This window comes from Bacillus sp. AMCV2 (genome assembly GCF_056033925.1).
The window spans coordinates 2266586-2281881 of the sequence record NZ_JBVYIB010000002.1 but is presented as its reverse complement, the minus strand read 5'-3'; the positions used below and the strand labels follow the sequence as shown (position 1 = coordinate 2281881).

Genomic DNA, 15296 nt, shown 5'->3' with positions numbered 1-15296 from the left:
GTTGAAAAAAGTAAGATAATACTTGAGGTGAAAGACATGGAAAGACTGCAAAAAGTGATTGCTCATGCCGGAGTTGCGTCGCGCAGAAAGGCAGAAGAGCTGATTAAAGAAGGAAAAGTAAAGGTGAATGGCAAAGTAGTAACAGAGCTAGGTGTTAAAGTCACCGGTTCTGATCAGATTGAGGTAAACGGGTTAAAGGTTGAACGCGAAGAGCCGGTTTACTTTCTCTTATATAAACCAAGAGGCGTTATTTCCGCAGCGCAAGATGATAAAGGACGCAAAGTGGTGACGGACTTTTTTAAAAATATTCCGCAGCGCATATATCCGATTGGGCGTCTGGACTATGATACGAGTGGTCTTTTGCTTTTAACCAATGATGGCGAATTCGCCAATAAGCTGATGCACCCTAAGTATGAAATAGACAAAACATACGTGGCGAAGGTGAAAGGAATCCCGCCTAAAGAGCTGCTCAGAAAGCTGGAGCGCGGAATTAGGCTGGAAGAAGGCAAAACAGCGCCTGCTAAAGCGAAGCTGCTGTCTTTGGATAAGAAAAAGCAGACAAGCATTATTCAGCTGACGATCCATGAGGGACGCAACAGACAGGTGCGCCGCATGTTTGAAGCGATCGGACATGAGGTAATCAAGCTGAAGCGTGAGGAATACGCGTTTTTAAACCTGCGAGGCCTGCACACGGGCGATGCCAGAGAGCTTACGCCTCACGAAGTAAAAAGGCTCAGAGCACTGGCGGATCACGGTAAAAACGCTTTCTAAATTTCACATAACCTTCAAAAAGTAAGAAATGTGAAATGAACGTGCAATGATATAATTGAATGGATCTGCAATAGGGGGAAGGGGGCAGTGGACAATGAAGAAAAAAAGGCGTTTATTCATTCGGACCGGCATCCTTCTCGTTTTAATCTGCGCACTCGGCTATACCATTTACAACGCTGTATTTGCCGGCAAAGAGAGTATATCCGAAGGGTCCGACGCACCGAATTTTGTCCTTGAGGATACGAATGGGAAACGTATCGAGCTCAGTGACTTAAAAGGGAAAGGTGTTTTTTTGAATTTCTGGGGTACATGGTGTGAACCGTGCAAAAAAGAATTTCCTTATATGGCAAACCAATATAAGCATTTTAAAAGCCAAGGTGTTGAAATTGTCGCTGTAAATGTTGGGGAGTCAAAGATAGCAGTACATAATTTTATGAAATCCTACGGAGTCAATTTCCCGGTTGTTCTGGATACAGATCGCCAAGTGCTTGATGCCTATGACGTATCTCCGCTTCCGACAACCTTTTTGATCAATCCGGAAGGAAAAGTTGTCAAGGTGGTGACCGGCACTATGACAGAAAGCATGATACACGATTATATGAATCTCATAAAACCCGGAGAGACTTCGGGATGAAGCAAGTCAAATGTGAATGCGGACATATAAACCCGGTTGGAACCGTTTTATGCGAATCGTGCGGAAGAGCTCTTCAGGAAACTCAACCTCCGCTCGCTGATATGAGATATGACGGAAGCGCAAGACGTTCGCAAACCTATAACAAAACGATCATCGACAAAATTTGGAATTTCTTTTCCTCGGTTAAGGTGGGAATATGGCTTATCGTCATAACCCTTGCCGCATCAGCGTTCGGCACCATTTTTCCCCAGGAAGCCTATCTGCCTCCGGGCGCACAGGCTGATACTTATTACAAGGAGCAGTACGGCACGTTCGGCCAGCTTTATTATTTGCTCGGGTTTCATCATTTATATGGTTCTTGGTGGTATTTGCTGCTCATTGCCTCGATCGGCATTTCACTCGTGATTTGCAGCCTTGATCGGGTCATTCCGTTGTACAGAGCGTTAAAAAACCAAGGCGTCAGAAGGAGCCCGGCTTTTTTAAGAAGGCAGCGCTTGTTCAGTGAAACGGTTACTGTACTGAACGGGGAATCGAAAGAAAAGATAGTTGCTCTATTAAAGAAAAAACATTATAGAATCAGAGAAAAAGAGGGAAGCATTCTTGCTGAAAAAGGACGCTTTTCCCGCTGGGGCCCGTATGTCAACCATATTGGATTGATCATCTTTCTGATTGGTGCGATGCTGAGATTTGTGCCTGGCATGTACGTCGATGAGACGCTTTGGGTCAGAGAAGGCGAAACCGCAGCAATTCCGGGTACAGACGGAAAATATTATTTGAAAAACAATCAATTCAGCGTAGAGACCTATAACAGCAAAACGGAAAAAAAGGTATTTGCAGATGCCATTGACAGAGTCGGGGACGGTAGAGTGGCAAAGAACTTTCAAACCGATGCCGTACTCTACAAGAGAGAAGGAAAAATTGTTTATGGCGAGAAGCCGAAGCTGAAAAAAGTAACAGAAGAAGACATCCGTGTCAATCAGCCGCTGCGTTTTGATTCTTTTTCCGTTTACCAAGTGGATTACAAAGAGAATCAGCTTGACCAAATGGTGTTCCAGCTGATTGATAAAAAAACAAAAAAATCCTTTGGGAGCCTGAAGATCAACCTTCTGGATCCAGATTCGGTCTATGATCTTGGCAACGGTTACAAGGTGGAAATCGCCAGCTACCTGCCAGACTTCTATTTTAATCAGGACGGAGAGCCGAGCACAAAAACAAAGATCCCTAACAATCCGGCTTTTGTCTTTAATATCATAACGCCGGACAAACCGAAAGGCGAAAAGAGCTTTGTCGCCATCCAAGAAACCATCGAAGGATCAGGCAATAATAAATACAAGCTGAAATTTGACCATGTCGAAACGAAAAACATTACTGGACTTACAGTCAGAAAGGATCTGACACTCTGGGTGCTTGCTGTCGGCGGAGCCATTTTTATGATCGGTGTCATTCAAGGTATGTACTGGCAGCATCGAAGAATTTGGCTGCACTCACAGGACGGCGCAGTTATGGTAGCGGGGCATACCAATAAAAACTGGTTTGGCCTGAAGAAGGATTTAGCATTTATATTGGCTGATTCCGGACTGACTGAACCGGCGGACCAAAAAGAATTAATCAAAACACAGAAATAGGCGAAAAGGGAGTGATGTCATGGCAGAGCTGAGCGGAAATTTTCTTTATGCGGCCTTTCTTGTGTATTTAATCGCTGTCCCGATTTTCGGCGGGGCCATACGCGGGAATAAAGATAAAAAGGGCAGGCCAAACAGATGGGCCACCATTGGAATCACCCTTTCTATTGTCGGTTTTTTCTGCCACCTTGGATATTTCATCACAAGGTGGGCTGCCAGCGGCCATGCGCCGGTCAGCAATATGTTTGAATTCACCACCGCTTTTGGTATGATGCTTGTTTTGGCGTTTATCATTCTTTATTTTCTCTATAGATTGCCTTCATTAGGCCTGTTTACGCTGTCAATTGCTTTATTGCTGATTGCCTACGCCAGCATGTTTCCGACAGATATCTCGCCTTTAATTCCTTCGCTCCAAAGCAACTGGCTGTATATTCATGTAACAACGGCCGCGCTTGGGCAAGCTATACTTGCCATCAGCTTTGTCGCTGGTGTCATCTTTCTTTTGAAGCATGTAGACCAGACAAAGCCAAGCAAAAAGACCTTCTGGCTTGAAGCGATTATGTTTATCCTGGTCACAACCGTCGCCTTTATTGCAATCACATCAGCATTTCGTCTTGCAGGCTATGAAGCGGAGTTTAACTGGGTGGACAAAAGTAAAGAAAAAAGCGTGATGGTGTACGAAATGCCCGCGCTTGTCGGTCCACATCAGGGAGAGCTTTTGACCGAAGGAAGAATGGAACCGCTTGTTGATCTTCCCGCGCTTTTCTCAGGCAGAAAAGTGAACACTGTCATTTGGTCATTTGGAGCAGGTCTTGTGTTGTATGGGGCTCTCCGTCTGATCATCAGAAAAAGAATCAGCGCTCTATTACATCCGCTGGTGAAAAACGTCAATCTTGATCTGGTGGATGAGGTTGGGTACAGGGCCGTATCAATCGGATTTCCGATCTTTACACTCGGCGCGCTGATCTTTGCAATGATTTGGGCTCAGCTGGCGTGGACCAGATTTTGGGGCTGGGACCCTAAGGAAGTATGGGCGCTGATCACATTTTTGTTCTATGCCGCTTATTTGCATTTAAGACTGTCAAGAGGCTGGCACGGTGAGAAGTCAGCATGGCTGGCCGTAATCGGTTTTGCTATTATTATGTTTAATTTAATATTCGTAAATCTTGTGCTTGCCGGACTTCATTCTTATGCATAGTCCTTTGAAAGCGACACAGTTCTCAAACTTTCTCACGATTTGATAAAATGAAAGTAACAGAAGGAAAGCAGGGGGAAAACATGGACCAAACGAACGAAACAAAAATATTAGTAGTTGATGACGAAGCCAGAATTCGCCGCCTTTTAAGAATGTATCTTGAACGTGAAAATTATGCTATAGATGAAGCTGAAAATGGTGATGAAGCCATTGCCAAAGGGCTAGAAGCCAATTATGACTTAATTTTGCTTGATCTGATGATGCCGGGGACTGATGGAATTGAAGTGTGCCGGCAAATTCGCGAAAAAAAAGCGACACCCATTATCATGCTGACCGCAAAAGGAGAAGAAGCAAACCGGGTGCAGGGGTTTGAAGCGGGAACAGATGATTATATTGTTAAGCCGTTCAGCCCGAGAGAAGTCGTGCTGCGTGTAAAGGCCCTTTTGAGAAGAGCATCCCAAACCTCTTATTTCAATGCCAATACACCGACGAAAAATGTGCTCGTGTTTTCACATCTGTCCATAGACCATGATGCTCACCGCGTAACAGCTGATGGAACAGAAGTGAGCCTGACGCCAAAAGAGTATGAGCTTCTATATTTCTTAGCGAAAACGCCTGACAAGGTGTATGATCGGGAAAAGCTTCTGAAAGAAGTGTGGCAATATGAGTTTTTTGGTGATTTACGGACAGTGGACACTCACGTCAAACGCTTGAGAGAGAAGCTGAACAAGGTATCTCCGGAAGCTGCGAAAAAAATTGTCACCGTATGGGGTGTAGGTTATAAATTTGAGGTCGGCGCTGAATGAAATTTTGGAAAAGCGTAGTAGGTAAGCTGTGGTTTACGATCCTTTCACTCGTCTTGATCGTATTGTTCATTTTAACGGTTCTTTTGCTGGAGTTTATTGAAAACTACCATGTGGAAGAAGCCGAGAATGATTTAACACAGCTTGCGAATAAAGTTGCTGTCATCCTAGAAAATCACGAGGACCAGGCACTGGCAAGGTCAATCACTTGGGAGCTCGCTGATAACTTAACAAGCATTGCCATCATTCAGGATGAGAAGAACCACTGGTATTCCCCGAATGATAAAAATCGCCTGTCGTCTATTACGGTTGAGCAAATACAGCATGACAAAGACTTAAATAAAGCTCTCCAAGACCATAAAAAAGTAAGCAAACGGACGGGACTGAGCGATACAGACACGGATAATGAACGCCTGATTGTAGGTGTCCCGTATGAAAAAGACGGAAAGAAAGGCATGGTCTTTTTATCCCAGTCTTTGCTTGCCGTTAAAGATACAACAAAACATACGACCCGCTATATTTTTCTTGCCGCTGGGATTGCAATTGTGCTGACCACATTTTTCGCATTCTTTTTATCAAGCAGGGTCACGTACCCTCTCCGCAAAATGAGAGAAGGCGCGCAGGATTTGGCGAAGGGCAAGTTCGATACAAAAATTCCGATTTTAACTCAGGATGAAATCGGTGAACTGGCGACCGCTTTTAATCAAATGGGCCGGCAGCTTAACTTTCATATCAATGCGCTCAATCAAGAAAAAGAGCAGCTTTCTAACATTTTGAGCAGTATGGCTGACGGGGTTATTACCATTAATATTGACGGTACGATTCTTGTGACCAATCCGCCAGCTGAACGTTTTCTTCAGGCTTGGTATTATGAACAGAACATGAATATCAAAGAAGGCGACAACCTTCCGCCTGAAGCAAAAGAGCTGTTTCAAAACGCTGTCAGCACTGAAAAAGAACAAATGATTGAGATGACGCTTCAAGGCAGATCATGGGTGCTTTTGATGTCGCCGCTTTATGCGGAATCGCACGTCAGAGGAGCGGTTGCCGTACTGCGTGACATGACAGAAGAACGCCGCCTTGATAAGCTGCGGGAGGACTTTATCGCAAATGTCAGTCATGAGCTGAGAACACCGATCTCCATGCTTCAGGGATACAGTGAAGCAATTGTCGATGACATTGCAAGCTCTGAAGAAGACCGGAAAGAAATTGCCCAAATCATTTATGATGAATCACTCCGAATGGGCCGCTTAGTTAATGATTTGCTTGATTTAGCCCGAATGGAATCAGGCCATACAGGCTTACATTATGAAAAAATCAATGTGAATGAGTTTTTAGAAAAGATCATTCGGAAGTTTTCCGGTGTTGCGAAAGAAAAAAATATTGCTTTACAAAATGACATTTCTCTCACAGAAGAGGAATTTATGTTTGATGAAGACAAGATGGAGCAGGTATTTACCAATTTGATTGATAACGCGCTGCGGCATACTTCAGCCGGTGGCAGTGTTTCCATTTCAGTCCATTCTGTGAAGGATGGATTGAAAATTGATATCAAAGACTCCGGGTCTGGTATACCGGAAGAAGATCTGCCATTTATCTTTGAGCGGTTTTATAAGGCAGATAAAGCGCGGACAAGGGGCAGATCAGGAACCGGGTTAGGGCTGGCTATCGTTAAAAATATCGTGGAAGCCCACAACGGATCAATCACTGTGCACAGCCGAATAGATAAAGGAACAACATTTACTTTTTATATTCCGACAAAACGGTAAAATCGAGTCTGAATTTGCCGAAGAATCTTGTTCCATAAGAAACACCCGCTGACTGAGCGGGTGTTTTTTTAATAGCCAACATTAATAAAATTTAAGGATATGTTAATATAAATTCCCTTCCAAATTCCAGTTACTCGTAATATAGTTGTAATGTAACTTTTCAAGCTATTCATACGACAAAAAAGTGAACGGAGGGGTTTCAAATGGAAGAAACCTTTCAATTATTATATGATACATATCATCAAGATTTGTACCAATTTTTATTTTATATGGTAAAGGATAAAAACCAGACAGAAGACCTTCTTCAAGAGGTTTATATCCGGGTATTAAATTCTTATCATACGTTTGAAGGAAGAAGCAGTGAAAAAACATGGCTTTTGTCTATCGCACGCCATGTTGCGATAGACTGGTTCCGTAAACAGCAAACAATCAGACAGCGTATACTCGGTACATTTGACTGGGATACACAGGATGTCAGGGATCAGCAATTGCTGCCGGACGAACTTGCGGTTCAACATGAAAATGTCCGGGAAATTTATGCTGCGCTTGATCAATGTACAATCGATCAAAGAGCTGTGATTATCTTGCGGTTTATTCAGGGATATTCAATACAGGAAACAGCCAAGGCTCTGCGCTTCTCGGAAAGCAAAGTAAAAACGACCCAACACAGAGGGCTCAAAGTACTTCGGAAACATATGGAGCTTTTGAGGGAGGAGCTAATGGATGATGAAGTCAGAATGGAACGAAGAACAGATAAAGGAGTTGTTAAGTCAACTTCCGGCAGTTAAAGACCATCGTTCGCCTCAGGATATTTACAAGCGGCTGACGATGGCAAAGCGTAAAAATAAGCCCGCTGTCAGGTGGATTGGCCCCGCGTGTGCCGCTGCAATTGCGGTTTATATCGCCTTCATTATTTCTCCTCATTTCTTTGATCAGGCACAGCCTCAACAAAAAGAAGCGTCCCAAGAGAACGCAGTAACAAAAACTGAGACAGAAGACAGCCCAAAAGCTGCATCATCCCTGGATCATACATCGTTTGTTGTACCTGAAAAGGAACAAGACAATTACATCACTGTAGCAGTTGCTGATGCCGATACATCCGCAATCATACCCGTCAGCATTCAAAAAACAAATGCATACCAAACGATCCAGGACATGCTGACTGTAAGTGGTGAATTGGATATCTTGGATCATGCCATTACAATTCCATCCTTCATAGATGAAGTAGAAATAAAAGAAAAACCAAAGCAGAAGGAATTAAGTATACGAGTCCATCAGCCAGCTACGGCATTTTCTGTAAAAGATGATACACTGTTAAAAAAATTGCTTAAAGAATCCTTAAAATGGAGTCCTTATGAAAAAGTCAAATTTTTATCGGATCAAAATGAGACTGGGGTTCGGATTGGCTCATATGGCACTTTTACGGAAATTTCGATTCCCAAACAGTCAAAACGATCCTACTACTTGTACCAAAATAAACAAGGACAAGACTTTCTCGTTCCGTCAAATAATTCTTTTGATACAGTAAAAGAAGCGATTAAGGAAATGGAATCGAGCAGCCAAGAAGATACGACACCTCTTATTCAAGCGGGTGCTGTCCAATCTGTAACGAAGAAACAGAAACACTTATATATCCGCTTTTCAAAGGACTCAGAAGTTGATGATTCTATTGCCGGTATTTTAATGATTGAGGGACTACTTTTAACCGCAAAAGAGTTTGGCTTCACAGAAGTGACCTTTACGGAAACCAGAACGAAAAAAATTGGCAAATATGACGTATCAGATGCAATTCCGGTACCGGCTGCTCCAAATCCGATTTTCTTAAACTAAAATGGGCCCTTTGAGGCTCTTTTTTAGTTGCTATTCATATAATAGAAATTTTCAAAAAAAAGTTGTACGTGTATAATAAAACAAGGTAACGATTGAAAGGATTTGAGATGAGTGAACGTGTTAACAATTAAAGGAGTTTCCATCGGGGAAGGAATGCCGAAAATCATCGTTCCGCTGATGGGAAAGACGGAAAAACAAATTCTGAATGAAGCAGAGGCAGTAAAATTACTGAATCCGGACATTGTTGAATGGAGAGTCGACGTATTTGAAAAAGCGAATGACAGAGAAGCGGTCACAAAGCTCATTTCTAAGCTTCGTAATTCTTTAGAAGACAAGCTATTTCTATTTACATTCAGAACCCACAAAGAGGGCGGGAGCATGGAGATGGACGAAAGCTCCTATCTTGCTTTGCTGGAATCGGCAATCCAAACAAAAGACATCGATCTGATAGACATCGAATTATTTTCAGGTGATGCAAATGTAAAAGCGTTAGTATCGATGGCGGAAGAAAACAACGTCTATGTGGTGATGTCAAATCACGACTTTGAAAAAACGCCTGTAAAAGATGAGATTCTTTCCAGACTTCGAAAAATGCAGGACTTAGGCGCGCATATTCCAAAAATGGCTGTCATGCCGAATGATACTGGAGATCTCCTAACACTGCTTGATGCGACGTATACAATGAAAACAAAATATGCAGACCGCCCCATTATTACAATGTCAATGGCTGCAACAGGGCTCATCAGCAGGCTGAGCGGTGAGGTTTTTGGATCGGCTTGTACTTTTGGAGCTGGAGAAGAGGCGTCCGCACCAGGTCAAATACCTGTTTCTGAGCTAAGGAGTGTCTTAGATATTTTGCATAAAAACACACGGGGATAGAACAATAAAAAAACTCAAGCTATATAGCTTGAGTTTTTTTGATTATGGCAGATCAATGAGCTTCACAGACACAATATCAGGGACATTTGTTAGTTCTTTCACAATTTTATCTTCCAGATGTCTGTCAAAGGAAAGCATCATGATGGCTTCTCCGCCTTTTTCCTTACGGCCAACCTGCATGGTTGCAATGTTAATATCATTATCTCCGAGAATACGTCCTACTCGGCCGATGACACCTGTTGTATCTTGATGCTGGATATACACCAAGTGACCTGTCGGATAAAAATCAATATTAAATCCATTGATCTCGACAATTCGTTCTCCGAAATGAGGAATATACGTAGCCGTTACAGTAAAGGTGCTGCGGTCTCCTGTCACTTTTACGCTGATGCAGTTATCGTATCCAGATTCAGAAGAGGAAATTTTTTCACTGAAGCTGATGCCGCGTTCTTTTGCGACACCCCCGGCATTGACCTCGTTAACAGTAGAGTCAACGCGCGGTTTTAAAAAGCCTGACAGAAGGGCTTTTGTAATGAACGATGTTTCAAGTTTAGCAATTGTGCCTTCATATTGAATGGCAACATCCTGTACTGGTTCTTTCATGCACTGTGATACAAGGCTGCCAATTTTTCCTGCAATTTGATGGTAAGGCTTAATTTTAGCAAATTCATCTTTTGTCATGGCAGGCAGGTTGATAGCTGACATGACAGGCAGGCCTTTTGCGAACTGCAGAACTTCTTCTGACACTTGGGCGGCGACATTGAGCTGTGCTTCTTTCGTTGATGCTCCCAAGTGAGGAGTGGCAATGACTAATGGGTGATCAACAAGTTTGTTGTCAACTGGCGGTTCAACTTCGAAAACGTCAAGAGCTGCTCCCGCAACATGCCCGTTTTCCAAAGCTTCGAGAAGTGCTGCCTCATCGATAATTCCGCCTCGCGCACAGTTAATTAAGCGAACGCCTTTTTTCGTTTTTGCAATCGTTTCTTTATTCAATAAGCCTTTTGTTTCTTTTGTTAAAGGCGTGTGAACGGTAATGATATCCGCACTTTCAAGCACTTCTTCAAATGTACGGCTGTTTACGCCGATTTTTTTCGCTCTTTCTTCCGTTAAGAAAGGATCAAAAACGTGCACAGTCATACCGAACGCTCTCGCACGCTGTGCAATTTCACTTCCGATTCGGCCTAATCCTACAATACCAAGCGTTTTTCCATAAAGCTCTGAACCGACATAAGCTGTGCGGTTCCACTCTCTGGATTTCACTGAGATATTAGCCTGCGGAATGTGTCTCATTAAAGAAGAGATCATTGCAAATGTATGCTCAGCTGTCGAAATGGTGTTGCCGTTCGGAGCATTGATCACGATTACCCCGTGTTTCGTAGCTTCATCAATATCGATATTATCGACACCGACACCGGCCCTTCCGACAATTTTTAAAGAAGTCATTTTGTTGAAAAGGTCTTCTGTTACTTTTGTCGCGCTTCGCACCAAAAGAGCATCAAAAGTATGTAATTCATCTTCTGCATCTGCTACGTTTTTTTGAACGATTTCAATAAAGTCTGATTCAATAAGTGGCTGTAAACCGTCGTTGCTCATTTTGTCTGAGACCAATACTCGAAACATCGTTAGATTTCCTCCTAAATTGACAAACTAAATATCTGATAATTTAACATATTCTCAAAAGAGTGTCAACGTGTATTGACGCAGTAAAGGATAAAAGTAAAGCCTAATAAATCAATGATCTGACAGCTTGCAGGTAATATATATATAATTTGAAGCAATTCTCTATACAGCCAACCAGTTATCGTTTATAATGTAATTAAATTTCATATGATCAATCTTCGGGGCAGGGTGAAATTCCCTACCGGCGGTGATGAGCCAATGGCTCTAAGCCCGCGAGCTGTCTTACAGCAGGATTCGGTGAGATTCCGGAGCCGACAGTACAGTCTGGATGGGAGAAGATGGAGGTTCATAAGCGTTTTGAAATTGAATTTTTCAAACGTTTCTTTGCCTAGCCTAATTTTCGAAACCCCGCTTTTATATATGAAGCGGTTTTTTTATTGGCTGGAAAAGAACCTTTCCGTTTTCGAGTAAGATGTGATCGAAAAGGAGAGAATGAAGTGAAAGTAAAAAAATTAGTTGTGGTCAGCATGCTGAGCAGCATTGCATTTGTTTTGATGCTGTTAAATTTCCCGTTTCCGGGTCTTCCGGATTATTTGAAAATCGATTTTAGCGACGTTCCCGCTATTATTGCCATTCTGATTTACGGACCTTTGGCGGGTATTGCCGTAGAAGCGATAAAAAATGTTCTTCAGTATATCATTCAGGGAAGCATGGCCGGAGTTCCTGTAGGGCAAGTTGCGAATTTTATTGCAGGAACACTCTTTATATTGCCGACTGCTTTCTTATTTAAAAAACTCAACTCAGCAAAGGGCTTGGCTGTTAGCCTGCTTTTGGGAACTGCAGCGATGACCATTTTAATGAGTATTTTAAATTATGTTCTGATACTTCCGGCATACACGTGGTTTTTACATTCACCGGCATTATCCGACAGCGCGCTAAAAACAGCAGTCGTCGCAGGTATCCTGCCGTTTAACATGATAAAAGGTATTGTAATTACGGTTGTATTCTCACTAATTTTTATCAAGCTTAAGCCATGGATTGAGCAGCAGCGAAGTGCACATATCCATTAAATAAAAAAGCTCCCGTTCGGGAGCTTTTTTTAGTTACTTCTATTCAAATTTAAGCGGGTCGCCTTCAAATGGCTCATCCGCCACTTTGATGGAATCAGTAGGGCATCCTTCAAATGCGTCAATCATATCTTCTTCCAGTACCTCAGGAACTTCGACAACACCTTTGTTTTCATCAAGCGTTACGAACGCGATGCCTTCATCATCGTAATCGTAAATGTCTGGTGCAGCAGCTCCGCAAGCGCCGCATGCAATACATGTATCTTTGTCTACGATTGTGTACTTTGCCATGAATAAAACCTCCCAGATTGTTCTTGGTGGAACAAATGGATCAATCTTTATATTTAATCAATTTAACACCTATTCCTCTTACTTATTGTAATGATGTTGCTGCCACATTTCAACAGAAAAATGATTGAGAATGCTTATCACATAAGGGGTTATCTACATAACATCCCCCTTAATGATGACTTTAAACGTCGATTTCTGTTTGAAATCTGTTAAAATAAAAGGAGCAAATCAACGATTTTTGTCAGGAAGAATGTAGGTGGATAGGTTGTCATTAAATTACTTCGATATTATGGTTCTCGATTGCCTTTGCAAAATAAACGGGGAACGGTCGGGAAGCGCTGTTTTTCACCTATTCAAAGGCAAGAGATCGTCACAAACCATTCAAGATGCCGGCTTATTTCAGACTGCAAAATACTTTGGAATGGCGGCGCAATGTTCGAGAAGCGATGTTTCTGAGTCGCTTGACAAGCTTGAAAAGCATTCATATCTCTCGCCAATGTCTGAAACTGATACATACAAAGTGACAGCCAGCGGCGCAGCAGTTTTAAGGCATGCCCTTAGCGAGCGGCCTTGGCCCGTTCATTGTCACGGCGTTCATTATCAGCAGGCTGCCGGTGTGCTTTGGAAAAGGCTTTCGCTGCTTGTGCAGGTCCTATCCCATAAACAGCAAGGGAGCAGGCAGTATATCCCTGTCACTAAGGATCATAAGACACTTCACTGGGTAAAGAAATACCTGTCCCGGCATACGGATCATATAGAGATGGCAAAAAGCCTTTTTGCCATGCTTGAGGCGCATTTAAAAAAGATTGAAAACAAAGCAGCGCAAATTTTTGTCTACTCCTTAACCTCGCACCATCGGATCGGTTATACGAGCAGGCAGCTTGCTGATACGCTGAAAGAAGATGAATGGTATGTCTATATCATGTTTTGGGCTTCGGTACATTATTTTATTCATTCTCTTCCGGAGTGTGAAGATGCTTTGTTAAAGGATCTCCTTTCTGATGTGCATTTAGATAATGCCCTGACAGAGTCGACGAGGAAAACATGGCAGATGGTCAAACAAGGGTTTCCGATACAGCGAATTGCTGAAATCAGAAAGCTGAAAACAGCGACGATTGAAGACCACATTGTCGAGATTTCTCTCCATGAGCCTACGTTTATGATTAATGATTATGTATCAGCAGAAGACCAGCTCCGAATCGCAGAGTTTGCCAAACGGATGCGGACGAATAAAATCAAACAAATTCGCGACGGGCTGGAACAGCGGTTCAGCTACTTTCAAATCAGACTGGCATTGACAAAGCAGGTGCAGCAATATGACTAAATTACAGCAAACGTTATATCAGTTTTTTGGTTTTACTTCCTTTAAAAAAGGGCAGCAGGACATTATTGAAAGCATACTCAGCGGGAAGGATACCATTGCAATGCTCCCGACTGGGGGAGGGAAATCGCTTTGCTACCAGCTGCCTGGTTATATGCTTGACGGCATGGTATTAATCGTTTCTCCACTGCTTTCTTTAATGGAGGATCAGGTGCAGCAGCTCAAAGCCCGGGGGGAAAAGCGTGCTGCAGCTTTGAACAGCATGCTTAACAGGCAGGAAAGACAATTTGTTTTAGAACATATTCATCGATATAAATTTTTGTACTTGTCTCCTGAAGCTTTACAGTCTCCATATGTATTGGAAAAATTGAAAAGCGTCCCGATCAGCCTATTTGTTATTGACGAAGCGCATTGTATTTCTGAATGGGGACACGACTTCAGGCCTGATTATTCAAAGCTCGGACAGCTGAGAAAAAAACTTGGACACCCGCCCGTTCTGGCATTGACCGCCACGGCTACAAAGGAAACGCTGCAAGATGTCATGAACCTGCTGGATCTGCAGCATGCTGTACGCCATCTCAACTCAGTCAACCGCCCAAACATCGCACTGAGGGTTGAAAATGCGGCGGACACTGCCGAAAAAATAGATAGGGTCATTCAGCTGGTTGAAAACCTGCAAGGCCCGGGAATTGTTTATTGTCCGACACGGAAATGGGCTGAGGAATTAGCGGGTGAAATTAAAAGCAAAACGAGCAGCAGAGCCGACTTTTACCATGGCGGTTTGGAGTCAGGGGACAGGATTTTAATTCAGCAGCAGTTTATTCATAACCAGCTTGATGTGATATGTTGTACGAATGCGTTTGGAATGGGTGTCGATAAACCCGATATCAGATATGTGATTCATTTTCACCTCCCGCAGACGGCAGAAGCTTTTATGCAGGAAATCGGTAGAGCGGGCCGCGATGGAAAGCCGAGTGTCAGCATTTTGCTGCGGGCGCCAGGGGATTTTGAATTGCAGGAACAGATTATCCAGATGGAGAGTGTCACAGCTGAAGAAATCGCCGACGTGATCCGTGTGCTAGAGAAGACGGAGGAGCGGGATGAGAGAAGGCTGCGTGACGTATTACTTCAGTATGGCGTCGGAGAGACACAGGCCCGTATGATGATTCATCTCTTTATGCAGGGAAAAACATCAGTTGAACTGATGAAGAAAGAAATTTCATATCGCATGGAGCTGAAGCTGGAAAAAATGCACCGTGTATCATTTTTGCTTCAGCGTGACGGCTGTTTAAGGCAGGCACTGTTAACCTACTTTGATGAATCATACGAGCCTGATGACGGAAACCACCCGTGCTGTTCACATTGCGGTTTTGATTTATCCTTGTATGAACAAAAAGGGGAACGGAGTAAAATGGCGCCATTAGACAGCTGGAGTTCGGAATTGCACCGGATATTCAGCTTGCAGACTGTAGGTGAGCTGAACTGAAACAGCAA

The 15296-nt window shown here is 43.1% G+C and carries 14 protein-coding genes and 1 riboswitch; of the genes, 12 read left to right on the top strand and 2 right to left on the bottom strand.

Features of this window, described 5'->3' with window-relative positions; all coding sequences use genetic code 11:
* The first annotated feature begins 36 nt into the window (after nt 1-36).
* From rluB to aroD, 9 genes are all read left to right on the top strand, one after another.
* On the top strand, nt 37-771 hold the full coding sequence (gene rluB / locus AC0OMA_RS11685) for a 23S rRNA pseudouridine(2605) synthase RluB (protein ID WP_004398815.1): 735 nt from the start codon (nt 37-39) through the stop codon (nt 769-771).
* 94 nt (nt 772-865) lie between these two features.
* Nucleotides 866-1405: a thiol-disulfide oxidoreductase ResA gene (gene resA, locus AC0OMA_RS11680; RefSeq protein WP_003230513.1), complete on the top strand. Its 540-nt coding sequence runs from the start codon at nt 866-868 to the stop codon at nt 1403-1405.
* Nucleotides 1402-3030, top strand: a complete 1629-nt coding sequence (gene resB / locus AC0OMA_RS11675) for a cytochrome c biogenesis protein ResB (RefSeq protein ID WP_014477216.1) — start codon at nt 1402-1404, stop codon at nt 3028-3030. Before resA ends, resB begins: the two co-directional genes overlap by 4 nt.
* A 19-nt stretch (nt 3031-3049) precedes the next feature.
* Nucleotides 3050-4225, top strand: a complete 1176-nt coding sequence (gene resC, locus AC0OMA_RS11670; RefSeq protein ID WP_047182822.1) for a cytochrome c biogenesis protein ResC — start codon at nt 3050-3052, stop codon at nt 4223-4225.
* Between the two features lie 80 nt (nt 4226-4305).
* Entirely contained in the window at nt 4306-5028 is a 723-nt protein-coding gene (gene resD, locus AC0OMA_RS11665) for a DNA-binding response regulator ResD (protein ID WP_003246107.1), read from the top strand.
* Complete coding sequence (gene resE, locus AC0OMA_RS11660; protein ID WP_327830737.1) at nt 5025-6794, top strand: sensor histidine kinase ResE; 1770 nt, start codon at nt 5025-5027, stop codon at nt 6792-6794. Before resD ends, resE begins: the two co-directional genes overlap by 4 nt.
* A 203-nt stretch (nt 6795-6997) precedes the next feature.
* Entirely contained in the window at nt 6998-7582 is a 585-nt protein-coding gene (gene sigX, locus AC0OMA_RS11655) for an RNA polymerase sigma factor SigX (RefSeq protein ID WP_003230521.1), read from the top strand.
* Nucleotides 7518-8624 (top strand): anti-sigma-X factor RsiX, encoded by a 1107-nt coding sequence (gene rsiX / locus AC0OMA_RS11650; RefSeq protein WP_047182821.1) that lies wholly within the window; start codon nt 7518-7520, stop codon nt 8622-8624. Before sigX ends, rsiX begins: the two co-directional genes overlap by 65 nt.
* A gap of 111 nt (nt 8625-8735) precedes the next feature.
* Nucleotides 8736-9503: a type I 3-dehydroquinate dehydratase gene (aroD, locus tag AC0OMA_RS11645; RefSeq protein ID WP_047182820.1), complete on the top strand. Its 768-nt coding sequence runs from the start codon at nt 8736-8738 to the stop codon at nt 9501-9503.
* Between the two features lie 42 nt (nt 9504-9545).
* Here the strand turns inward: aroD and serA are convergent, their stop codons facing one another.
* Complete coding sequence (gene serA, locus AC0OMA_RS11640) at nt 9546-11123, bottom strand: phosphoglycerate dehydrogenase (RefSeq protein ID WP_004398713.1); 1578 nt, start codon at nt 11121-11123, stop codon at nt 9546-9548.
* A 210-nt stretch (nt 11124-11333) separates the two neighbouring features.
* Nucleotides 11334-11467, top strand: a riboswitch (FMN riboswitch).
* 153 nt (nt 11468-11620) lie between these two features.
* On the opposite strand from serA, the gene fmnP reads away from it, so the two are divergent.
* Complete coding sequence (gene fmnP, locus AC0OMA_RS11635; protein WP_004399159.1) at nt 11621-12193, top strand: riboflavin transporter FmnP; 573 nt, start codon at nt 11621-11623, stop codon at nt 12191-12193.
* Between the two features lie 39 nt (nt 12194-12232).
* Here fmnP and AC0OMA_RS11630 read toward each other — a convergent pair whose 3' ends face one another.
* Nucleotides 12233-12481, bottom strand: coding sequence for a ferredoxin (locus tag AC0OMA_RS11630; protein WP_003225461.1), 249 nt, complete (start codon nt 12479-12481; stop codon nt 12233-12235).
* A gap of 265 nt (nt 12482-12746) precedes the next feature.
* On the opposite strand from AC0OMA_RS11630, the gene AC0OMA_RS11625 reads away from it, so the two are divergent.
* Both AC0OMA_RS11625 and AC0OMA_RS11620 read left to right on the top strand, forming a co-directional pair.
* Entirely contained in the window at nt 12747-13805 is a 1059-nt protein-coding gene (locus AC0OMA_RS11625; RefSeq protein WP_474222433.1) for a YpbB family protein, read from the top strand.
* Nucleotides 13798-15288 (top strand): RecQ family ATP-dependent DNA helicase, encoded by a 1491-nt coding sequence (locus AC0OMA_RS11620; protein ID WP_309530256.1) that lies wholly within the window; start codon nt 13798-13800, stop codon nt 15286-15288. The genes AC0OMA_RS11625 and AC0OMA_RS11620 overlap by 8 nt, the downstream gene beginning before the upstream one ends.
* Nucleotides 15289-15296: the final 8 nt, after the last annotated feature.